The sequence below is a fragment of the Halomonas sp. KHS3 genome (assembly GCF_000830495.1).
Lineage (GTDB): Bacteria > Pseudomonadota > Gammaproteobacteria > Pseudomonadales > Halomonadaceae > Vreelandella > Vreelandella titanicae.
Genome location: NZ_JWHY01000005.1, coordinates 302,633 through 323,816, shown reverse-complemented (window position 1 = coordinate 323,816; position 21,184 = coordinate 302,633). Strand labels below are relative to the sequence as shown.

The 21,184-nt window shown below is 57.1% G+C and carries 15 protein-coding genes; 3 read left to right on the top strand and 12 right to left on the bottom strand.

Going from position 1 to position 21,184, the window contains the following annotated elements; genetic code table 11:
* Positions 1-15: 15 nt before the first annotated feature.
* The 4 genes from pgi to ptsP all read right to left on the bottom strand — a co-directional run bounded on the left by pgi (position 16) and on the right by ptsP (position 7,451).
* The gene (gene pgi / locus RO22_RS14675; protein ID WP_009287092.1) at positions 16-1,683 is read right to left on the bottom strand and encodes a glucose-6-phosphate isomerase; all 1,668 of its coding nucleotides are present in this window, start codon (positions 1,681-1,683) and stop codon (positions 16-18) included.
* Between the two features lie 178 nt (positions 1,684-1,861).
* Positions 1,862-3,601, bottom strand: coding sequence for a PTS fructose-like transporter subunit IIB (locus RO22_RS14670; protein ID WP_041158636.1), 1,740 nt, complete (start codon positions 3,599-3,601; stop codon positions 1,862-1,864).
* Positions 3,598-4,581, bottom strand: coding sequence for a 1-phosphofructokinase (gene pfkB, locus RO22_RS14665; RefSeq protein ID WP_041158635.1), 984 nt, complete (start codon positions 4,579-4,581; stop codon positions 3,598-3,600). Before pfkB ends, RO22_RS14670 begins: the two co-directional genes overlap by 4 nt.
* The gene (gene ptsP, locus RO22_RS14660; protein ID WP_041158634.1) at positions 4,581-7,451 is read right to left on the bottom strand and encodes a phosphoenolpyruvate--protein phosphotransferase; all 2,871 of its coding nucleotides are present in this window, start codon (positions 7,449-7,451) and stop codon (positions 4,581-4,583) included. Before ptsP ends, pfkB begins: the two co-directional genes overlap by 1 nt.
* Before the next feature lie 300 nt (positions 7,452-7,751).
* Between ptsP and cra the strand changes: the two genes are divergently transcribed.
* The gene (gene cra, locus RO22_RS14655; RefSeq protein ID WP_041158633.1) at positions 7,752-8,729 is read left to right on the top strand and encodes a catabolite repressor/activator; all 978 of its coding nucleotides are present in this window, start codon (positions 7,752-7,754) and stop codon (positions 8,727-8,729) included.
* On the opposite strand, the gene RO22_RS14650 is transcribed toward cra, so the two are convergent.
* Together RO22_RS14650 and pyk are read right to left on the bottom strand one after the other, a co-directional pair.
* Positions 8,726-9,202: a methylglyoxal synthase gene (locus RO22_RS14650; RefSeq protein ID WP_022523012.1), complete on the bottom strand. Its 477-nt coding sequence runs from the start codon at positions 9,200-9,202 to the stop codon at positions 8,726-8,728. The genes cra and RO22_RS14650 overlap by 4 nt on opposite strands.
* Positions 9,203-9,306: 104 nt before the next feature.
* Entirely contained in the window at positions 9,307-10,809 is a 1,503-nt protein-coding gene (gene pyk, locus RO22_RS14645) for a pyruvate kinase (protein WP_041158632.1), read from the bottom strand.
* 211 nt (positions 10,810-11,020) lie between these two features.
* Between pyk and gap the strand changes: the two genes are divergently transcribed.
* A complete protein-coding gene (gene gap, locus RO22_RS14640) occupies positions 11,021-12,025 on the top strand; it encodes a type I glyceraldehyde-3-phosphate dehydrogenase (protein WP_041158631.1) in 1,005 nt (334 codons plus the stop codon).
* A gap of 21 nt (positions 12,026-12,046) precedes the next feature.
* Here gap and RO22_RS14635 read toward each other — a convergent pair whose 3' ends face one another.
* From RO22_RS14635 to RO22_RS14610, 6 genes are all read right to left on the bottom strand, one after another.
* Positions 12,047-13,096 (bottom strand): LacI family DNA-binding transcriptional regulator, encoded by a 1,050-nt coding sequence (locus RO22_RS14635; protein WP_009287088.1) that lies wholly within the window; start codon positions 13,094-13,096, stop codon positions 12,047-12,049.
* A 165-nt stretch (positions 13,097-13,261) separates the two neighbouring features.
* The gene (locus RO22_RS14630) at positions 13,262-14,368 is read right to left on the bottom strand and encodes an ABC transporter ATP-binding protein (protein WP_022523015.1); all 1,107 of its coding nucleotides are present in this window, start codon (positions 14,366-14,368) and stop codon (positions 13,262-13,264) included.
* 62 nt (positions 14,369-14,430) lie between these two features.
* Positions 14,431-16,050 carry an alpha-glucosidase family protein gene (locus RO22_RS14625; RefSeq protein WP_041158672.1) on the bottom strand — a complete coding sequence of 540 codons (1,620 nt, stop codon included), beginning with the start codon at positions 16,048-16,050 and terminating at the stop codon, positions 14,431-14,433.
* A 30-nt stretch (positions 16,051-16,080) separates the two neighbouring features.
* Positions 16,081-16,923, bottom strand: coding sequence for a carbohydrate ABC transporter permease (locus tag RO22_RS14620; protein WP_035580176.1), 843 nt, complete (start codon positions 16,921-16,923; stop codon positions 16,081-16,083).
* Positions 16,923-17,906, bottom strand: coding sequence for a carbohydrate ABC transporter permease (locus RO22_RS14615; protein WP_041158630.1), 984 nt, complete (start codon positions 17,904-17,906; stop codon positions 16,923-16,925). The genes RO22_RS14620 and RO22_RS14615 overlap by 1 nt, the downstream gene beginning before the upstream one ends.
* 15 nt (positions 17,907-17,921) lie before the next feature.
* Positions 17,922-19,193 carry an ABC transporter substrate-binding protein gene (locus tag RO22_RS14610; RefSeq protein ID WP_022523019.1) on the bottom strand — a complete coding sequence of 424 codons (1,272 nt, stop codon included), beginning with the start codon at positions 19,191-19,193 and terminating at the stop codon, positions 17,922-17,924.
* 455 nt (positions 19,194-19,648) lie between these two features.
* Here RO22_RS14610 and RO22_RS14605 point away from each other — a divergent pair, with 455 nt between their 5' ends.
* The gene (locus RO22_RS14605; RefSeq protein WP_041158629.1) at positions 19,649-21,157 is read left to right on the top strand and encodes a carbohydrate porin; all 1,509 of its coding nucleotides are present in this window, start codon (positions 19,649-19,651) and stop codon (positions 21,155-21,157) included.
* The last annotated feature ends 27 nt before the right edge of the window (positions 21,158-21,184 follow it).

The following is a 21,184-nucleotide window of genomic DNA, read 5'->3' as shown; positions in this document are numbered from 1 at the left end:
ATTTACCCTATCCATTCAACGCTTCTTCCGTGATGGCTTCTTATCGGCACTGGCCGGTGCGCTTTCCTTTTCGCCGCTACCACCATTGGGGAAGTGAGCGCGAACCAGTTCCAGCAGACCTTGAGTTGAGGTGTCGAAGTCAGCAGCGTTGGTGTCGATGCGTTCGCTGATTTCACCGGCGATGCGCTTGCCAAGCTGCACGCCCCACTGGTCAAAGGAGTTGATGTTCCAGATGACCCCTTGCACGAACACCTTGTGCTCGTAGAGCGCGATCAGTGCCCCCAGGTTTTTTGGCGTTAGCTCATCCAGCAGTAGGGTGCTGGAAGGACGGTTGCCGGGGCAGCTGTAGGGGTCGTGTTGACTGAGCTCTTTGCTGTCCCCTTGGCTGCCTTCCATAAAGGCGTTGGCCTGGGCGAGCATATTAGTCAGCAGTGCGAAGTGGTGGTCTTCAACGCCGGGCTCGGGCTTGAGTGAGGCAATAAAGTCGATAGGTACGTAGCGCGTGCCCTGGTGCAGCAACTGGAAGAAAGCGTGCTGGCCGTTGGAGCCGGTCTGGCCCCAGACAATCGGGCCGGTTTTGTAATTCACCGGGTGACCGAAAATATCCACCGATTTACCGTTAGACTCCATATCCAGCTGCTGCAGGAAAGAGGGTAGTTGGTTCAGCGCCTGGTCGTAGGGCACGATGGCTTGAGTTTCGGCGCCAATAAAGTTGATGTACCAAATACCAATCAGCGCCATTAGCACGGGCATGTTTTGCGAGAAGGGCGCGTTGATGAAATGGTTATCCATCTCATGAGCGCCTTCCAGCAGTTCGATAAAGCCTTCGAAACCGATCGACAGCGCAATCGGCAGCCCGATGGACGACCACATGGAGTAACGGCCGCCCACCCAAGCCCAGAATTCGAACACGTTCTCTTCGCGAATGCCGAACTCCATGGCCGCTTTGCGGTTGGTGGAGGCGGCAATAAAGTGCGCGCCTACGTCGGCGTCTTCGCCAGCGTTCTCCAGGAACCAGCGCCGCGCGGTTTTGGCGTTAAGCAGGGTCTCCTGGGTAGAGAAGGTCTTGGTGGAGACGATAAACAGCGTGGTGGCGGGGTCGAGGCGCGAAAGTACCTTCTGAATATGGGTGCCGTCCACATTGGAAACGAAGTGGAAGTGCAGCTCCGGGTGGCGGTATTTGAGCAGTGCGCGAACCGCCATATTGGGCCCAAGATCCGAGCCACCAATGCCGATATTGACCACATCTTTAATGCGTTTGCCGTTGTAGCCTTTCCATTCACCGCTGCGCACCGCTTCCGAGAACAGCTTGATCTGCTCGCGGGTGCGGGTTATCTCCGGCATAACGTCTTCGCCGTCCACATATACCGGCTCATCGCCTAAGTGACGCAGAGCCGTATGCAGTACCGGGCGGTTTTCCGTAACGTTGATAATATCCCCGGAGAACATCTGTGCCCGGCGCTGTACCAGTGCGGAGTGGTCGGCTAGCTCAATCAGCTTGGTAAGCACTTCATCGGAGACATGGTGCTTGGAGTAGTCGAGAAACAGACCGCCCACCCGTAAACTCATTTTCTCAAAGCGCTGCGGGTCATTGGTGAAGTAGTCACGAATGCGGTCGTTTGCGGTTTTGTCGCGCAAGCGTTCAAGTGCCTGCCAGGTAACACTGCGAGTGAGCTGAAACATAGGATGATCCGTTTGTTATAGGTGAATTGGTGATCAAAAAGTAGGTTATGTAAAAATACTACATAAAAAATGACAAAGAGTAGAGGGTATAAGTGGCGTGAAAAGGTATTAAATGCGTAAAGCGACGTATTTAAAAGGGCAGGCATGTTCGCCTGCCCTCATTTTTTGGTAACAGCGGTTAGGTGGCGAGTGCTACCTGGGCCGCATCACGTTTGATAAACGCATAGCTTAAACCCGTCACCAACGAGCCAGCCACAATAGCGCCAAGGTAGAGCAGTACCGGGGTAATGGCGTTGGGAATCAGCAGTACGAAGATACCACCGTGAGGAGCCATGAGTTGCGCGCCTACCAGCATCGAGAGGGCGCCTGTGAGTGCGCCGCCCACCATGCAAGCGGGGATAACTCGTAGCGGGTCTTTCGCCGCAAAGGGAATCGCGCCTTCGCTGATAAAACAGAGGCCCAGTACAAAAGAGGCTTTGCCCGCTTCCCGCTCCGGTGCCGAGAACTTGTTGCGCGCTACAAAGCTGGCAATACCCATACCAATGGCAGGTACCATTCCCGCCGCCATGATCGCCGCCATGGGGCCGTAAGTTTCAGAGGCTAGCAGGCCTACGCCAAAGGTGTAAGCCGCTTTGTTGACCGGGCCACCCAGATCGAAACACATCATCGCGCCGAGCAGAATACCCAGTAGCACAGCGTTGGTGGAGCCCATGGACTCCAGGAAACTGGTCAGAGCATTAAGCAGCGCCGCGACCGGTTCGCCAATCACATAGATCATGGTGAGGCCGGTGACCAAACTGGCGACTAGCGGAATGATCAGAATCGGCTTCAGGGATTCAACGCTAGAGGGCAGTTTGACGTAGCGAGTAACCGCCAGCGCCACGTAGCCCGCCAGGAAACCCGCCAAAATACCGCCGATAAAGCCGGAGCCGATATTGGCCGCCAGCATGCCACCAATCATACCCGGTGCGATGCCGGGGCGGTCGGCGATGGAGTAGGCAATATAACCGGCCAGCACTGGAATCATCAGTGCAAAGGCGGTGCCACCGCCGATCTGCATCAGCGCTGCGGCCAGAGTGCCTTCCTGCTCAAAGGCCTCAATACCGAACACAAAGGAGAGTGCAATTAGCAGGCCGCCCGCTACGACCATCGGCAGCATAAAGGAAACGCCGGTGAGCAGGTGCTTATAAACGCCTTTCTCTTTGACGCTCTTATTTGCTGTGCCCGCATTGCTGCTGCCGTTCTCTATGGCGGCCTCGCTGAGCGCAGCTTCAAGCGTGGGGCGTGGTTTTTTTAGCGCGTTGCCAGTAGAAGTGCGGTAGATGCGCTTACCAGCGAACCGCGACGGATCAACGTCGATATCGCAGGCCAATACGACTATGTCGGCGTCGGCGATCTCTTCTTCGGTCAATTTATCTTGTGCGCCCACCGAGCCTTGGGTTTCCACGCGAATGGCGTGGCCCATGGCTTTGCCCGCCTCTGCGAGTGCTTCGGCGGCCATAAAGGTATGCGCCACGCCGGTGGGGCAGGCAGTGACGGCAACGATTTTCTTGCCACCCGCGCTGTTTGCAGCGGTAGATGCGCTAGTAGTAGAGGCGGCAGGTGCGCTATAAATCGGCGCTTCACGCTTAGCCTGGGCTAGAAAAGCGCTGGGATCGGGGAGTGCGCTGGCAATCGGTGCTTGGAATAGCCGCTTGCCTTCAAAGCGCTCTGGGGCAGGCACGTGATCGGCGGCGACCACGATCAAATCGGCATTGGCAATCTGCTCGGCAGTAGCGGCCTGGAGCGGCGCGACTTCGCCGTGCATTTCCACATGCGCCGACCAGCCTTGGCGCTGGGCGGCTTGTTCCAGGCGCTTAGCCGCGAGGAAGGTGGTCGCCATGCCGCTGGGGCAGGCGGTAATCAGAATAATATTCATAGCGTGGCTCCCTCGGTGATGGTGTCGTCAAGACGCCGTATCCGGGTGTGTTGTTGGAGTGAATCGAAATCGGCAGCGTGGGGGTTGCCCACGCCAACGTGGCGCACGGCCTCGGCCGAGAGCGCGGTGGCAAAGCGCAGCGTCTGTTCAGCGTCTTGCTGGCCGTTCTGATGAGTCAGCAGGCCGTGGAGCATGCCCGCGACGAAGGTATCGCCGGCGCAAACGGTATTCGTCGCGGTGACCTTAGGGGGTGTAGCGTGCCAGGCACCTTGAGCGTTAACCCACAGCACCCCTTCGGCACCCGCTGAAATCAGTGCATGAGCGATGCCGCTTTTATGCAGCCGTTTAGCCGCATTCAAGCGAGCATCAGAAGAGGTCATATCTTCGCTCGCCCACTCTGCCAGTTCGTTTTCATTAGGCTTAACACCGGCGGGGTGAGTCGCTATGGCCGCATTGAGTGCCGGGCCACTGGTATCTACCCAGAGCGGTACGCCGCTGGCGTTTAAGTGGTTTAACAGCGCGCTGAAATCGACCAGTGACAGCCCGGGGGGCAGGCTGCCCGCCACGACGACCGCCTGGGGGGGCGTCGCGCTGGAAAGCTCGGTATTTAGCGTGTCGATCAGCGCCTGCAAATGCGTGGCGTCAATGGGCATGCCGGGGCCATTAATATCGGTAACGCGGCCGCTTTGTTCCGCAATTTTGGCATTAATGCGGGTTTCTCCCGGCACGCGCACAAAGGCGTCGGTCAGGGAGTACTGGGTAAATGCCAATTGAAAGGGAGCGTCGTTATCGGCACCTAAAAAGCCGCTGACGGTGACGTCGTGGCCAAGGCCTGCCAATACGCGGGCAACGTTAACGCCTTTGCCTGCCGCTTCTAACTGCGCGCTGGTGGGACGGTTGACGCTGCCTAGCACCAAGGCGTCAAGAGTAAACGCCAAATCCAGTGCCGGGTTCAGGGTAATGCATAGCACGCGGGCCATTAGCGCGCCTCCAGTGCATCGCGCACTTCATCGCTAGTCGCCTGATTCAGCGCTAACTGAGCGCTGGCTTGGGCATCAGCGAAGTCAAACTCGCGCAGGCGGGCTTTAACCAGCGGGATCTGCCGCGCGCTGACGGAAAGCTCGTCCACGCCCAGGCCTACCAGCACCGGAATGGCTACGGCATCTGAGGCCAATTCGCCGCACACGCCGACCCATTTGCCTTGGGTATGGGCAGCCGCCACGGTCATTTGAATCAAACGCAGCACAGCAGGGTGCAAACCATCGGCTTGGGCAGAGAGTTCCGGGTGGCCGCGGTCGATAGCCAGGGTGTACTGGGTTAAGTCATTAGTGCCTACTGAGAAAAAATCCACCTCGGCGGCGAGGCTGGGTGCCAGCAGCGCGCTAGAGGGTATTTCAATCATCACCCCCAACTGCACATCGGTGGCGCGCTGGGAAGTAGGGATCTCTTTGAGTAGGCGATCGTAGATGGCTTTTACAGCGCGGAACTCAGCGATATCTTTGACCATCGGCAGCATAATCCGCAGGGGACTATCCTTGCCTGCCATCAATAACGCACGCAATTGGGTCTCGAGCACATCGGGCTGTGTCAGCGCTAAGCGAATACCGCGCAGACCCAGGAAGGGGTTGTCTTCTTGGGGTACCGGCCAGTAGGGCAGTGGCTTATCACCGCCGACATCTAATGTGCGCGCTACCAGCGGGCGGCCATCCAGGGCATCAATTGCCTGACGGTACTCGCTAATCTGAGTGGCTAAGTCTGGTGCGCTGGCGTGGGCCATGAACAGGAATTCAGTACGCAGCAGGCCAACGGCCTCAGCACCGCGCTCCACTGCATCAGCGGCGTGGGCAGTGTTGCCCAGGTTGGCGGCGACTTCCACACGGTGCCCATCGCGAGTTTGGGCGACCTCGAAGCGGCTTTCCCAGGCATCGGCTTCGCGCTGCTGGAGGTCTAGTAACTGCTGCTCGGCACGCTGTAGGCGCTCTTCGGAAGGTTGCGACGTCACTCGGCCACGCTCGCCATCCAGAATCATCATGCTGGCGTTGTTAAGCGCCATCACCGCTTGACCCGCGCCCACCACGGCGGGAATGCCCAGTGCACGGGCCAGAATAGCGCTGTGTGCCGTGGCGCCACCGCGCACGGTAAGCAGGCCGCGGACACGGGAAGTATCCAGCCGGGCCACATCGGAAGGGCCGATATCGTCCATCACCAGAATATAAGGGTGATCCGGCGGTTCGGGGAGCGTCACATCGCAGAGTACGCCCAACACCCGGCGACCTACGTCGCGCAGGTCGGCAGCGCGTTCGGCCAGCAGGCGGTCAGCGAGCATCTCCTGGGCGTGGGCCGCGGTTTCAATCGCTTCCCACCAGCCCACTTCCGCCGAGCGCCCTTCACGAATGGCATCCGTCGCCGCGTGATGGAGCTCCGGGTCGTCGAGCATCTCTTCGTGCATTGAAAGAATATCGGCGACTTCGCCACCGGGGGCGTTATGCACCAATGTCTGCAGCTGGGCGGCACCCTCTTTCAGCGCGCTATTTAAACGGCTGATTTCGTGTTCAGCGTCGCTGGCGTGTTCGGCGTACTCGAACTGCATCGGGCGAATGACAAATACTGGCGCAATGGCCAAGCCCGGCGAGGCGGCCACGCCGGCGTGGGGCGTATCGGCAGCGAGAGGCTCAACGGCCGGTGTAGCGGTGCTCGCTTCCTGCGTGTTATCAAAGCCGCCGTCAAAGGGCGTTACTTTTTCTCCCAGGCCCGATTCAACAGCCTCGGCGACGGCCTCTAGCGCCGCGTTTGCCTGCTCACCCTCGGCTGACAGCACCAGCCACTGGCCGCGGCGTGCGCCCAGGCCAATCACTTTGGTTAGACTGGCGGCGGAAACCGGGGTGGCGCTGCCTTCTTCCAAGCGTGCCTGAATCGGCATGGCTTGGGCGCGCGCTATCTGTACCAACTGTTTGGCGGGGCGAGCGTGCAGCCCATGGGGGTTGAGCACCCGTACCCGACGGGTTTGGGTATTTGCGGTTTCGCCCGCCAGGGTGGCTAACAGCTGATCGCTGGTTTTGCCCACCAGGCTTTGGCTTTCGCTGTTTTCCAACACCGCCATCAGTTGCTCTAGCAGGGGGCGGTGGGCATCGCCATGGGCGGCCAGGCAGAACAACGCATGCACCGGATGACCAGCACTTTCCAGGGTTTGTTCAGCAGGTGTGGCCACCCCAAGCGCGGGCTGGTTAACGCCCTGGGCGCTGCTAGCCAGCCACAGCCCTTTACCTAACCAGGTCGGCTGTGCCGCGGCGACGGCGGAAATAAAACTGTTATCGACACAGCCGCTTTGGCGTAAGCGGGCGGCTGCAGCCAGAGCGAGTTCTTGTGGGTCGCGTGCCGGAAAGTTGACGCATAGGGTGTCGGCATCCAGGCGCGGTTCTAATGCTGGTTTCGAAAGCAGCCGCGCTACATCTGCCGCGGAGGTGGCGTTTGCCAGTTGCTCGGAAACGCCTTCGCGATCCAGCACATGGGTGAGCTGGCGCAGAATATCCAGGTGCTCATCATTCTGGGCGGCAATCGTTACCAGTACGTGCACCTGCTGGCCGTCGTGCCACTCGATCCCTTGTGGAAACTGCAACACGCGCACGCCCGTCTGCTTCACATACTGACGGCTTTCCGGTGTACCGTGGGGTATTGCGATGGCGTTGCCTAGAAACGTTGATGATTGTGCCTCGCGGGCGTGTAGGCCGTCGCGGTACTCGGCCTCAACCAATCCGGCCTCAACCAGCGCCTCAGCGGCACTGTCCAAAGCGGTTTGCCAGCTGTCGGCGTGGCGGCCTAGCAAGATGTCATCGGGGCCGAGTGTCAACATAGTATTCTCCTGTAAACGCGCACTGTCGGCATTTTAATGGGGTAGCGTCGACGTAGCGTCGTGTACATAAAGTGATCGTCGTTAAATGATCATGGTAATGGCGTTGATGCCAATGAGATGAACCGTGTCGTTTCAGTCGGTTTATCCTTGCCATTAAATCTGGGTATGGTGCTTTTAAAGCTGAGCATAGTGCTATGCTGAATCGATTCACTGAATGACACAAGGTTTGGGCGTTTAGACTTTGGTCTGGTAGGCGCTAACTTGCTGATAAACTGCCCGGTCACACCAGGGGGAAACCGCATGACACTTGCCGATATTGCCCGGCTAGCCGGCGTCTCGCGCACCACTGCTAGCTACGTCATTAATGGTCAGGCCGAGCAGCGCCGCATTAGCTCAGCGACAATTGAAAAAGTGATGGCGGTGGTGCGGCAACACCGCTATCACATTGACCCTCAGGCGGCTGCGCTGCGCCGGGGTGCAAGCCGCTTGCTGGGGCTTATCGTGCCGGATTTGGAGAACATTAGTTATGCTCGCCTAGCCAAACGCCTGGAGCGGGGTGCACGGGAGCAGGATTATCAGCTGTTGATCGTAAGCTCAGATGACTGTGCAGAGAGTGAACGGACACTCGCGTTGGCGCTGCGTGCGCAACGCTGTGAGGTGTTGATAACCGCCAGTTGCTTGCCTAGCGACGATACTTTTTATGCCGACCTGGTAGACGAGGGATGGTGCGTGGTGGGGATGGACCGTGGCCTCAACCCGACGCGCTTTGCCAGTGTCGTGAGTAACGATCAGGAGGCGGCTAAGACGTTGACCCGTTCGGTGATCGGAGCGGCGACCAAGCGTATTGCCTGGTTGGAAGCGATGCCGGAGCTGTCGGTTAGCTGTGAGCGGCGGGTGGGTTTTCAGGCGGCCCTTGAAGGCAGCATGATTGAACCGCTTTATCTTACCGGGTCGCACTATGAACGTAGCGAAGGGGCGCGTTTAGCGATTCAATTGCTGGATGAACAGGGCGGTGCCGACGCACTGGTGACAGCGTCCTATACGCTGATGGAAGGGGTGTTTGATGTATTCTTGGAGCGCGGCGGTCTGCCGGAAAATATTCGTCTGGCCACCTTTGGTGATCACCGGCTGCTGGATTTCCTTCCTCAGCCAGTGAACTCGGCGCTACAGGATTATGACCGTATTGCCGAGTTAACATTGCGCTGTGCCCTAGCTGCTATGAACGGCCACTATGAGAGCGGGCTGCAGGTGGTGGCGCGTCATCTGCACCGGCGTTAAACCGTGCGCGCCTGGGCCCAAGCTGCTGCATCTGGTATCGACATATCGTAACTCTCGCTCAAGTAGGGCGAGGAGAGCACGAAGTCGGCGCTCGCCGCATTGCAGGCAACGGGGACATTCCACAGCGCCGCTAAACGCAGCAACGCTTTGACATCCGGGTCGTGGGGCTGGGGCGAGAAGGGATCCCAGAAGAAGATCAGCACATCCAGCCGCTGCTCCGCAATCCGAGCGCCAATCTGCTGGTCACCGCCCAGGGGGCCGCTCATTAGACCCTCGACTTCTAACCCTAACGCGGTTTTAAGCCGCTTAGACGTTGTTCCCGTGCCAATCAATTCGTGCTGGCTCAGCGTATCCTTCCAGCGAGTTGCCCACTCAAGCATTTCGCTCTTCTTGCCATCGTGGGCAATTAGCGCAATACGCTTGCGCGCTTGCAGCGTACGGATGGCTTGGCGGGGCGGTTGCGCGTCACTCATTTCGTCACTTCCCTCATGGTTCTATTGCCTTTCGGTCTTATGGCCGAATGGCTTTTCTTTTTAAAGGTCGCAAAAGCTAAAAGCTCGCTACAGAGGTTAGACCGTTACTCACTATCAAAGGCAAGGATTTTCATCGTATTAGTGCCCCCATGGGCATTCATATGGTCGCCGCGAGTGAGAATGACATGCTCGCCAGGGTGGATAAATCCCTGTGCCTGCAAGCATTTCAATGCTTCTTGGTTAAGGTTGGCCGGATCCATCTCGGTGGTGTCGAAAGGAATTGAAACCACGCCACGATAGAGCGCCATACGCCGCTGGGCGATAGGGCTGTGAGCCAACCCTACGATAGGCAGGCCGGAACGAATGCGCGATGCAATCAGCGGTGTATAGCCTGTGGAGGTCATGCAAGCGATGGCGCTGACGCCGGATAAGTGATTCGCAGCATACATCGCCGATAGCGCGATGGTTTCATCGATGCGCTCAAAGCCCTCATGAATACGGTGGCCTGACTCCTGAGCGAGACGCTCACGCTCGGCACCCAGACAAACACGGTTCATCGCTTCGATGGTTTCCACCGGGTAGTCACCTGCGGCGGTTTCCGCAGAGAGCATCACTGCATCGGTGGCGTCGAGCACCGCATTAGCCACGTCGAAGACCTCGGCGCGGGTGGGCAGCGGCGACTCGATCATCGATTCCATCATTTGGGTGGCGGTAATGACGGCGCGGTTGAGTGTGCGTGCGTGCTTGATAATGCGCTTCTGAGTACCAATCAGCGCGGCGTCGCCAATCTCAACGCCCAGGTCGCCCCTGGCCACCATGACCGCCTCAGAGGCTTCAATGATGCCATCCAGCGTAGCATCGTCGGCAACCGCTTCGGCGCGTTCAAGCTTAGCCACCAGGCCGATCTCTTTCCCGGCTTCGCCAAGCAGCTCGCGGGCTTCTTGCATATCTGCGGCGCTGCGCGGGAAGGAGACGGCTAAGTAGTCAACGCCAATCTCAATAGCGGTTTTTAGATCGGCCTTATCTTTCTCAGTAAGGGCGGGCGCTGAGAGTCCGCCTCCCTGTTTGTTAATGCCCTTATTGTTGGAGAGCTTGCCGCCTACGTGAACGCGGGTATGCACTTCTTGTCCAATTACACGAGTGACATCGAGTACCAAACGGCCATCGTCGAGCAGTAGGCGGTCGCCCTCAATGACATCATCGGCCAGTGTTTGATAGTCGCAGCCGACGCGTTCTGCAGTGCCGCTATTGGCGTCCAGCGCCATGTCCAAGACAAATGCCTGGCCGACATCGAGGTTGACGGCGCCTTCGACAAAACGCGCAATACGAATTTTCGGCCCTTGCAGGTCACCCAGCGCAGCAACGCTGCGGCCAAGGCGTTCGGCGATCTCTCGGACTTCGCTTAAGCGACGGCGGTGGTCGTCTGCCGAGCCGTGGGAGAAGTTAAGCCGCACCACATCCACACCGGCTTTTAGCATCGCTTCCAGCACGCCGGGGCGATCACTGGCGGGGCCGAGTGTGGCAACAATTTTGGTGCGCCTTAAAGGCGTATGGGAATGAGGGTTGGTAGACGCCGGTGTTGCTGTATTCGAGGTCGCATTCGTCATGGGCGCTCTCCTTGAGTAAAGGGATTGTGGGCAATTTAGTATTGGACTACGATAGCGTTTATATAGTAATTTTACTACATATTGGATATTTACTAGCCTTTTGGGGCGGTTGAAACGCTGTTTATCGGCCTCATGACGCTTAAATACGTATTTTTAGTAATTTTTTTACTAAAGATGCAGATTGTTACTATTGGTCAATTGAGGAGCTATCATGACAATAAGAGTTGCGATTAACGGATTTGGCCGTATTGGCCGCAATGTACTGCGCGCCCTTTACGAAAACAGCTACCGTGACCGCGTACAGGTCGTCGCCATTAACGATCTCGGCGACCCCTCGCTAAATTCCCACCTGCTGCGTCACGATACCGTGCATGGCCACTTCCCCTTTAAGGTAGAACACGACGCCGAGAGCATCACGGTGGATGGTGATCGTATCGCCATCTCCTCAGAGCGCGATCCAGCGGAGTTGCCGTGGGCATCGATGAATATCGATCTGGTGATGGAGTGCACCGGGTTGTTTACCAAGCGCGAGGCGGCGGCCAAGCATATCGAAGCGGGTGCCAAGCGCGTGCTGATTTCCGCACCCAGCCCCGACGCTGATGCGACGATTGTGTATGGCGTTAATGACCAAGTGTTGACCGCTGAGCACACGGTGGTCTCTAACGCTTCTTGCACCACCAACTGCCTAGCGCCGGTGGCCAAAGCGTTGAACGATGCAGTCGGTATCGAAAACGGCTTGATGACCACGGTGCACGCTTACACTAACGATCAGAACCTCTCGGATGTTTACCACTCTGACCCCTACCGGGCGCGCAGTGCAACGCACTCCATGATCCCGACCAAAACCGGCGCTGCCGCAGCGGTAGGCTTGGTGCTTCCAGAGCTGGCGGGTAAATTTGACGGCTTGGCCGTCCGCGTGCCGGTGATCAACGTCTCGCTGGTGGATCTGACCTTTACTGCCAGTCGCGATACCACTAAAGAAGAAATTAATGCCATCGTGGAGAAAGCCGCGGCTAACTCACCGGTATTAGCCGTTAACGCTGAACCGCTGGTCTCTATTGATTTCAACCACGATGCTAACTCATCGACCTTCGATGCTAATCACACCCGCGTGAATGGGCGTCTGGTTAAAATCATGGCGTGGTACGACAACGAGTGGGGTTTCTCCAACCGCATGCTGGATACCGCGCTGGCCATGCAGGCGACTGCCAGGTAATGCACTGCTAATTAACGCAATCTAAGGGCAGGTATCGCCCAGCAGTAACTCCGTTTGCAGCAACTGCTGGGCGAGGGGGATGCGGCCAAGAATCATCTGCGCTGCGACTCGCCCTTTGCCCACGCTATCCTGGCGCACCGTGGTTAAACGCGGTGCGCGGTACTGTCCTTCAGCAATGCCATCGAACCCGGTAATGCGTAACTCTTCCGGCACCCGTATACCGCGCTGCTCGGCCAGCGTTAGCGCCGTGAGTGCAATACGGTCAGACATGCACAGCAGCAGGTCTGGCCGTTGTTCTAGTGGCTGGTCGAGAATCTCGGCAATCACCGGCGAGCACACCTCAAAGGTATTCTCCTCGATATTCCAGAGCGGCACTTGCGCCACATCCACACCTTGCTCACTCAGCGCGTTATGAAAGCCCTCAAGGCGGGCACGGCTAATGGTGCTGGTGTTGGGCAGCAGCGTGTGCTCGGCCGTCACGCGGCCGTTGCAGACCTCTTTGGTTAAGCGCAGGTTGATAATCGCCGGGCGTTTGGGCAACTGGTTAAGCGCATGCTGGGCGATTTTATAGCTAGCAGCTGTATCATCGATATGCACCGTCGGGCAGCCTTCAATATCAAAATCGACGGCCACCAGGGTGCGTTGGGCGGGCAGTTCATCGAGCAGCTTATTGTTGGGCATTAATCCATAAACGATAAAGCCATCGGCGATATTGGCGGAGCCCGGCGGCTGTGAGGCATGGCCGCGACCCGGCAATAACAGCAGCGTGTGGCCGTGGGCATCAAGAACTTCGGCAACCCCTGATAAAAACTCGCTGGCCACGGCGTCGTTCAAACTGTAGGTCAGGCTTTCCGCAAGAATCACCGCAATAATCCGCGAGCGGCCGGTGCGCAGGCTGCGCGCTTTGGCGTCAGGGCCGCTGTACCCCAGCCTTTTCGCCTCTTTGAGTATGCGTTCGCGCAGGGCTGGAGAAAGCTGATCCGGCCGGTTAAAGGCATTGGAAATCGTGGCAGTGGAGACGTTGAGTTCCTGCGCAAGATCCTTGAGTGTCATACGGCGCTGATCAGTCACGGTACTTCCTTATACAGGCTTTTTTAATAATTGAAGATTAGCTATTCAAAGGATGTGCATAATAAAATCGACCCGCTGTGTGCTGCCACTCCCCATGATAAGCGAAGGGAAGGTTAGGCACACACAGAGGGTCGTTAAAGCGGGTATCTTGGTTGACTCTTGTGCTTAAGCCGCTGCTTGTTGAGTGGATAACGTCAGTGCTGCACCGCTCTCATCAAACAGGTGGACTTTTTCCCAATCCGCTGCCAGCGACACCTGCTGGCCTTCCTGCCACTGGCTGGGCGCTTCGCTGCGATGAATCAACAGCGTGTCGCCCTGTTTGGGCTCAAGGTAGACGTAAACTTCGTTACCTAAATACTCGACATTGACGATATCGAAGCAGTTGTCATCAGTGGGTGCCGCTAAGCATAGGTGCTCTGGGCGAATGCCGAGGGTCAATGCTTCGCCGCTTTGCCGCTGCTGGGCATTCTGGGGCAGGGCGAGCTCGCCAACTCCTACGGCTCGCACACGACAGCCGTTGGCGTCACCAGCGAGTAACTCTGCGGGCATGAAGTTCATGGTGGGCGAGCCGATAAACCCGGCAACGAATTTCGTCGCCGGGCGCTGGTACAACTCGTGGGGGCTGCCTACCTGCTCAACGTGTCCGCCATTGAGCACCACAATTTTGTCGGCCAGGGTCATGGCCTCCACCTGGTCGTGGGTCACGTAAATCATGGTGGAACCAAGGCGGTTATGCAGCCGTGCGATCTCGTTACGCATTTGTACCCGCAGCGAGGCATCCAGGTTGGAGAGTGGCTCGTCAAACAGCAGAATACGCGGTTCACGCGCCATGGCACGGCCCATGGCCACCCGCTGGCGTTGGCCCCCGGAAAGGGCTTTTGGCTTACGGTGCAGCAGCTCTTCAAGCTGCAGAATCTTTGCTGTGCTCATGACCCGCTCGTGCACGGTCTCTTTGGCGGTCTTGGCCAGTTTCAGGCCAAACGCCATATTGTCGTAAACGGTCATATGCGGGTAGAGCGCATAGGATTGAAACACCATGCCCACACCGCGTTCCCGCGGTGGCAAGTCATTGACCACGGTGTCATCCATGCTCAGGTCGCCATCGCTAATCGATTCCAAACCGGCTATCAGGCGCAAAAGGGTCGACTTGCCGCAGCCGGAGGGGCCAACGAAAACCACAAATTCGCCGTCGCCAATATGTAGGTCCACATCGTTAATAATGTGATCGCTGCCAAACACTTTGTTGATCTTACTAAGCGTAACACTTGCCATAGGTGACTCCTTGCCGACCTCAATGCTTATGTCTTCTGGGTCGGCCTGTTGTTGTTTAGAGCTTATGAGACGACGCGCATAAAGGCCGCTTGATACCCCGGTAGCGTCAGGCTGTCACCGTCGCGCTGGGGGGTAAAGCCGTGGCCCTGCAAATCGCATTCAATCGCTAGTGGCAGATTAACCGTCTGCGCTTCGGCGGTGAGGTTGAAAACACACAGCAGTGTTTCTTCCCCTTTTTGTCGGCTAAAACCGAGCAGCGTTTCGCCTACATCGACCAGCGTTAAGTCACCATCGAACAGTGCGGGGTGCTGACGACGGAAGGCCAGCATGCTGCGCAGCGCATTCAAGGTGGAGTTGGCATCATCCTGTTGGCGGCTGACCGCCATATCCCGATGACTGGTCTCTATGGGGAGCCAAGGTTCAACGCTGGAAAAACCGCCATGTTCGCTATCGTTCCAGGGCATTGGCGTGCGGCAACCGTCGCGACCTTTGAATTCCGGCCAGAGCACTTTGCCGTAGGGGTCTTGGATGCGCTCAAAGGGCACGTCGGCTTCCGGCAGGCCGAGCTCTTCGCCTTGGTACAGGCAGACGCTACCGCGCAGCGAGCAGAGCATGGCTAGGGCCACTTTAGGGTAGGCGGTGGGGTCTTCGCCAGTGCCCCAGCGGGTGGCACTGCGTACGACGTCATGATTGGAGGTTGCCCAGCAGGGCCAGGCGTCGCCTGCCAGGCGTTGAAAGCGCTCCAGCACTTCATGAATATAGCGCGCCGAGTGGGGTGTGTTGAGTAGGTCGAAGGTGTAGGCCATATGCAGCTTGTCGCCGCCTGCGGTGTACTCGGCCATGCGCTCCAGGGGGTTATCATCACCAATTTCACCCACTGTCGTGGCGCCCGGATATTCATCCATTAACGCCCGCAGGTCTTTCAAGAAGTCGAGATTCTCCGGGCGGCTAAGGTCATAAACGTGGCGCTGCCAGGTGTAAGGGTTGGTTTCCGGAGCGCCCAGGGTTTTGGCTTCGCCTTTGGGAACCGGCGGATTGTCGCGCAGCTCGGCGTCGTGGAAGTAGAAGTTAACCGTATCGAGGCGGAAACCATCAACGCCCAGATCCAGCCAGAAGCGCATATTATCCAACTGCGCCTGCCGTGCTTCCGGGTTATGGAAGTTTACGTCCGGCTGGCTGGTTAGAAAGTTATGCATATAGTACTGCTGGCGGCGTGAATCAAACGTCCACGCCGGGCCACCGAAAATCGATAGCCAGTTGTTGGGTGGCGTGCCGTCCGGCTTGGGGTCAGCCCATACAAACCAGTCGGCCTTGGGGTTGGTGCGGTTTTGGCGACTCTCCTGGAACCAAGCGTGTTGATCCGAGGTGTGGCTAATCACCTGGTCGATCATCACCTTAAGGCCAAGCGAGTGGGCTTTTTCCAGCAGCGCTTTAAAGTCCGCCAGGGTGCCGAACATGGGGTCGACGTCGCAGTAGTCGCTAATGTCGTAGCCAAAATCGAGCATTGGCGAGGTGAAAAACGGCGATAGCCAGATACCGTCCACGTTTAGTGACGCCACGTAATCGAGTTTTTCAGTAATGCCGTTAAGATCGCCAATACCGTCACCGCGGCTATCCATAAAGCTACGCGGGTAGATCTGGTAGATAACGCCGCCGCGCCACCAGAGTGTGTTGTCTTGCATCTTAGTATCCATCGTTGACATAAACATTCCTTAGCCTTTAACGGCGCCTGCGGTAAGGCCTGACACAATGCGGCGCTGGAAGATAATCACTAATACGACCAGGGGCACCGTGACCACCACAGAAGCGGCCATAATCGGCCCCCAGGGCAGTTCGTAGGCGCTGCCGCCTGACAGCAGCGCGATGGCAACGGGCACCGTGCGCTGTGTGTCGGTGAGTGTGAAGGTGAGGGCAAACAGAAACTCGTTCCAAGCGGCGATAAATGCCAGCAGTCCCGTGGTCGCCATGGCAGGCCACATGAGCGGCAGAAATACCTTGGTAATGGTCACCCAGGGTGTGGCGCCGTCCATAATGGCGGCCTCTTCCAGCTCCATGGGTAGCTGCTTCATAAAGGTGGTCAGCACCCACACGGTGAAGGGCAGGGTGAAGATGGTGTAGCTTAAAATCAGCCCGGCGGGGTTGTTGTAAAGGTTGAGCGCACGGATCACCTCAAACAGCCCGGAAAGCACCGCCACCTGGGGAAACATCGAAACGCCGAGAATCACCAGCAGCACCGTAGAGCGCCCGCGAAAGCGCACGCGGCCCAGGGCGTAAGAAGCGGTAATGCCGAGTAGCAGGGCAATGAACACCACGCTAAACGCGACGATGATTGAGTTGAAAATGGCGCGCAGAAAGCTGGTCTGGGTGAAGATGCTGATGTAGTTATCGAAGTTCCAGTTCGAAGGCCATAGCTCAACCCGGAACAGGTCGCTCGACGGTTTTAACGAGGTGACCACCGCGTAGTAGAAGGGAAAAACGGCATACACCATGATCAGCACAATCAGCGCCCAAAACCCGATGCGCTTGGCTATTTTGGCCAACTGACGCGTATTCATTAGTCGCCTCCCAATTGGATTTGTTTACGCCCAACGTAGAGGTAAGCCACGGTAGCCAGGGCAATGATCAAGAACAGCAGGGTAGAAGCGGCGCTGCCGTAACCGACATCCTGAAACTCGACCAGCTGTTGGCGGGCGTATACCGACATCGACATGGTGCTGGTGGAGTTGGAGGTGAGTACGTAGATAACATCGAAGACACGCAGCGCATCCAGCAGGCGGAAGATCACCGCGACCATTAACGCCGGGGTAATCAACGGTAGGGTAACTTTGAAGAACACCCGCAGCGGGTGAATGCCGTCTACCTCGGCGGCCTCATAGCAATCCTTGGGCAGCATCTGCAGAGCCGCAAGCACCAGCAGCGCCACGAAGGGAATGGTTTTCCATACATCGACCATAATTACCGCCCACATGGAGTAGGTGGCGTTAGCCGTCCAGGCGATGGGAGCGTCAATCACACCCAGGCCCATCAGCATATGGTTGATGATGCCGAACTGGTCGTTGAGCATCCATGCCCACATTTGCGCGGAAACAATGGTTGGGATTGCCCAGGGAATCAGCACCGCAGCGCGCACAATTACACGCCCCTTGAACTCGGCGTTCAAAATCAGCGCCACAATGACCCCGAAAACCACTTCCAGCGATACCGACACCACCGAGAAGTAGACGGTGTTCCATACCGACTGCCACCACACCGAGTCGGCCAGTACCCCATACCAGCGGCCATCGTCATAGACGAGATAATTCTCAAAGCCAATCAGATTGGCAGCGCCTAAATCTGACAGTGATGCATCGGTGAAGCTGAGAAAAAAGGTGCGCGCCAGTGGCCAGCCAGCGACCAGGGTTAACGCAATCAGCATGGGGGCTAAAAAAAGCCAGGCGGCTTTAACCCGCTGTCGGCGAACCTTAGTGCCCCGGCGCGGCTTGGTAGTGAAAGAACGCGCCCCGGCGGGCGCGTCATCATGCTTGATGGAGGTCGACATGGAAAGGCTCCAGGGTTACCAGTTGCGACGCTTCAGGCGAGCCAATTCGTCTTCAAGATCAGCGACCGCTTGAGTGCCATCTTTAGTGCCGGAAAGCACGTCATGGGAGGTGCTGAAGAAGGCGTTACTCACCCGGCCATAAGCATCACCGGTGGGGGCAGAGGGGCGAGCGACCGCATTGACGAAGGTGTCGTAAAGGGTGCCAAAGAAGGGCACGGCTTCAAGCACTTCGTCATCCTGGTAGAGGGCGTCGATAGTGGGGTTGTAAGAGGCCTGTATGGCGCGACGCTTCTGTTCCTCTTCACCGGTCAGGAAGGCGACCAGGTCGGCGGCCAGCTCGGGGTGTTCGCTGTAGCGCGATACCGCCAGGTTCCAGCCGCCCAGGCCAGCGGCACTTTGGCCGTTTTCGCCACCTGCGGGCAGTTGGGTAACACCTACTTTGCCGCGAACGTCACTGTCTTCGCTTTGGGCCAGTGCCCAGGCGTAGGGCCAATTGCGCATAAACACGGCACCGCCGCTTTGGAAGACGCCGCGCGCTTCCTCTTCGGTGTAATTGAGCACACCGTTAGGCGAAATATCACCAATCCACGATGCGGCTAGGTCGAGTGCTTCTGCGGCGTGTTCGTTGTTAATGCTAATTTCGCCATCGGCTTCCACCACTGTGCCGCCGCCAAAGCTGGCTACCCACTCAAGGGCGTTAACGGTCAAACCTTCATAGGAGCGCCCCTGGAAGACATAGCCCTGCATACCGTCTTGGCCCTCAGCGCGCTCGGCGTCTTTGATCTCGCGGGCAATTTCGGTGAGTTCTTGCCAGGTTTTTGGCACGTCATGGCCATACTTTTCCAGCAAGTCTTCGCGGTAGTAGAGCACGCCCGCATCGGTGAACCACGGCATGGCGACTAAACGGTCATCGATGGTGTTGTTGGTGACGATGGTGTCAAAGTGCCCGGCAGCGGCGTCATCGCCAAGCACTTCTTTGAGGTCGAGTAGGTGATTGGCGAGTAGGCCGGGCCACACCACGTCAATCTGCATCACATCGATATCGCTGGAGTTAGCCGAAAGGATCTGCTGGTAGAGCGAAAGGCGCTCGGTGGAGGAGTTGGGCGTTGAAACAACATCGACGCTATGGCCGGTTTTCTCTTCCCAGGCGCGTACGCCTTCCTGGCACAGCGTCAGCTCTGCGCCGACTGCGCCACAGGAAATGGTGAGTTCTTCAGCCTGAGCTTGGCTTGTTGCACTCAGCGTGCTGGCTACTGCGATGGCGGTAGTGATTAAAGTCTTTTTCATAACGGCGTACCTCGACGTTTATTGTTGTGGATGGTGTGGCTTCTAAATTAGCGTTAATTCACAAACTCAACGTTTGTTCAATGGCTCTCTTAATCTTTATCTTAATCGATTAAGATTGTGCTGCTCAGTTAGCCGCTTTGATCGAGGAAGTTCAATAGCGACTTTTGTCTAACGGCATTGTTCAGTTTTCACTAAATAAAATCGTTCCTTAGACATTAGTCGCTAATTAGCAACTAGCCGTTGGTAAAAAGAGACTTAATCGATTAAGTTTTGGCTACCTTTCCTTAAGCGCCGTGGCGTTTAGCAGCAAAGCCACTACCTCCTGGGTGAACCGTGCAAGGGAAGTGTTATCGATTCGATCTTAATCGATTTAGGCAAAAGCGCTTACAGGCAGACGCTTAAAAACAGGCGCTAATAAACAACCGCTTGCCAATAACAATAGGGTACTCAAAACAATGCATAAAATGACATTTAAAACGCCGTTAGCCATTGCTATTGCCACCGCCAGCTTGGGAATGAGCGGTGCTGCTTCGGCACAAATGACCATGGAACAACGCTTTGCCGAGCTTGAAGCCCGCATTGAAGCCGCGGAACAGCGCGCTGATGCCGCCGAGCGCCGTGCCGAGATTGCCGAGCAATCACAGTCGACTGCCGTGGCGACAGAGAGCGACGCGGAGATCGAAGAGCGTCTGGCTCGGGTGGAGCGTTACGCCGATGGCGAAGAGGGTTTCTCGTTCAACGTTTATGCGCGTTCAGGCTTGTTGATTGGCGAAGATGGTAAAAGCGAGAATGCTGGCCCTTACCTGACACCCGCGGGTGGAGAGGGCGGCGCCGTTGGCCGTTTAGGCAATGAGCCGGACACCTACGCTGAAGCTATTTTCAACTACCGCATGCAGTTCGATAACGGCGCCAAAGCGCTTTATCGCACCATGATTGCTGACGGCACGACCTCCAGCAATGACTGGACTGGTGGCGAGTCCGATCTCAACGTGCGCCAAGTGTTTGCTGAATTCAGCGATCTTCCCAGCTTTACCGGCGCATTTGAAAACGCCTCTATCTGGGCCGGTAAGCGCTTTGACCGCGATAACTTCGATATCCATTGGCTCGACAGTGATGTGATTTTCCTGGCCGGTACCGGTGGCGGTATCTACGACATGCAGTTGGCAGACAACTGGAAATCTAACCTCTCGATTTATGGCCGTAGTTTTTCTGACTATCCGATTGTTGACCGCGAGAACCCCGGTCTTGAAGGCGACACCGACAACCTGATCCTGACCTCCAACAACTACTTCGGCAACTGGCAGTGGATGGTCAACGGTATGTCCGCTGCAGACAACGACGAGCGCGACATTGATGTCGGCCAAACTGCTGCCGATACTGGTTTCCACACCATGATTGCTTATCATGGCGACAGCTTCTTCGGCATGGGCGAGGGTAGTTTCAAAGCGGCCGTGCTGCATGGTCAGGGGTTAGGCGCCGAGACCAAAAGTATTGGTTCACGGGGTGATCTAACTGATGACGCTACCGCCACGCGCCTAGCGCTCTATGGCACCACTTATATTGCCCCGCAGTGGCGCGTTGCCCCCTCCATTCTGGCTGAAACCAGCGAAGACCGTTATGCCCAGGGCGATAAGTACAACTGGGCAGGGCTCAACGTGCGCCTAGCCAACGAGTTAACGCAGAACTTCGAAATGCAGTACGAAGCGGGCTATCAGTGGATGGATCTCGATCCCCAGGGTTATAGCGGTCGTAACGCCGTGGATGGTGGCTTCAGCAAATTCACGATTGCGCCCACCTTCAAGCCTGAAGTCGGCGGCTTCTGGCAGCGTCCTGAGATTCGTCTGTTCACCACCTTCAGCGATTGGGATGACGACCTTAACAACTACGGTGCCAGCTCACTGGGCAACGAAGGCTTTACCGGTGGTCAGTGGACTTTCGGCGTTCAGACCGAGGTATGGTTCTAAACCGATGTAAGTTGGTTAGCGTTTAAC

What these genes read in the sequence shown, in the direction of transcription:
- pgi (WP_009287092.1), bottom strand. Translation starts at nt 1,683, where the DNA reads ATGTTTCAGCTCACTCGCAGTGTTACCTGGCAGGCACTTGAACGCTTG.
- RO22_RS14670 (WP_041158636.1), bottom strand. Translation starts at nt 3,601, where the DNA reads ATGAATATTATTCTGATTACCGCCTGCCCCAGCGGCATGGCGACCACC.
- pfkB (WP_041158635.1), bottom strand. Translation starts at nt 4,581, where the DNA reads ATGGCCCGCGTGCTATGCATTACCCTGAACCCGGCACTGGATTTGGCG.
- ptsP (WP_041158634.1), bottom strand. Translation starts at nt 7,451, where the DNA reads ATGTTGACACTCGGCCCCGATGACATCTTGCTAGGCCGCCACGCCGAC.
- cra (WP_041158633.1), top strand. Translation starts at nt 7,752, where the DNA reads ATGACACTTGCCGATATTGCCCGGCTAGCCGGCGTCTCGCGCACCACT.
- RO22_RS14650 (WP_022523012.1), bottom strand. Translation starts at nt 9,202, where the DNA reads ATGAGTGACGCGCAACCGCCCCGCCAAGCCATCCGTACGCTGCAAGCG.
- pyk (WP_041158632.1), bottom strand. Translation starts at nt 10,809, where the DNA reads ATGACGAATGCGACCTCGAATACAGCAACACCGGCGTCTACCAACCCT.
- gap (WP_041158631.1), top strand. Translation starts at nt 11,021, where the DNA reads ATGACAATAAGAGTTGCGATTAACGGATTTGGCCGTATTGGCCGCAAT.
- RO22_RS14630 (WP_022523015.1), bottom strand. Translation starts at nt 14,368, where the DNA reads ATGGCAAGTGTTACGCTTAGTAAGATCAACAAAGTGTTTGGCAGCGAT.
- RO22_RS14625 (WP_041158672.1), bottom strand. Translation starts at nt 16,050, where the DNA reads ATGCAAGACAACACACTCTGGTGGCGCGGCGGCGTTATCTACCAGATC.
- RO22_RS14620 (WP_035580176.1), bottom strand. Translation starts at nt 16,923, where the DNA reads ATGAATACGCGTCAGTTGGCCAAAATAGCCAAGCGCATCGGGTTTTGG.
- RO22_RS14615 (WP_041158630.1), bottom strand. Translation starts at nt 17,906, where the DNA reads ATGTCGACCTCCATCAAGCATGATGACGCGCCCGCCGGGGCGCGTTCT.
- RO22_RS14610 (WP_022523019.1), bottom strand. Translation starts at nt 19,193, where the DNA reads ATGAAAAAGACTTTAATCACTACCGCCATCGCAGTAGCCAGCACGCTG.
- RO22_RS14605 (WP_041158629.1), top strand. Translation starts at nt 19,649, where the DNA reads ATGCATAAAATGACATTTAAAACGCCGTTAGCCATTGCTATTGCCACC.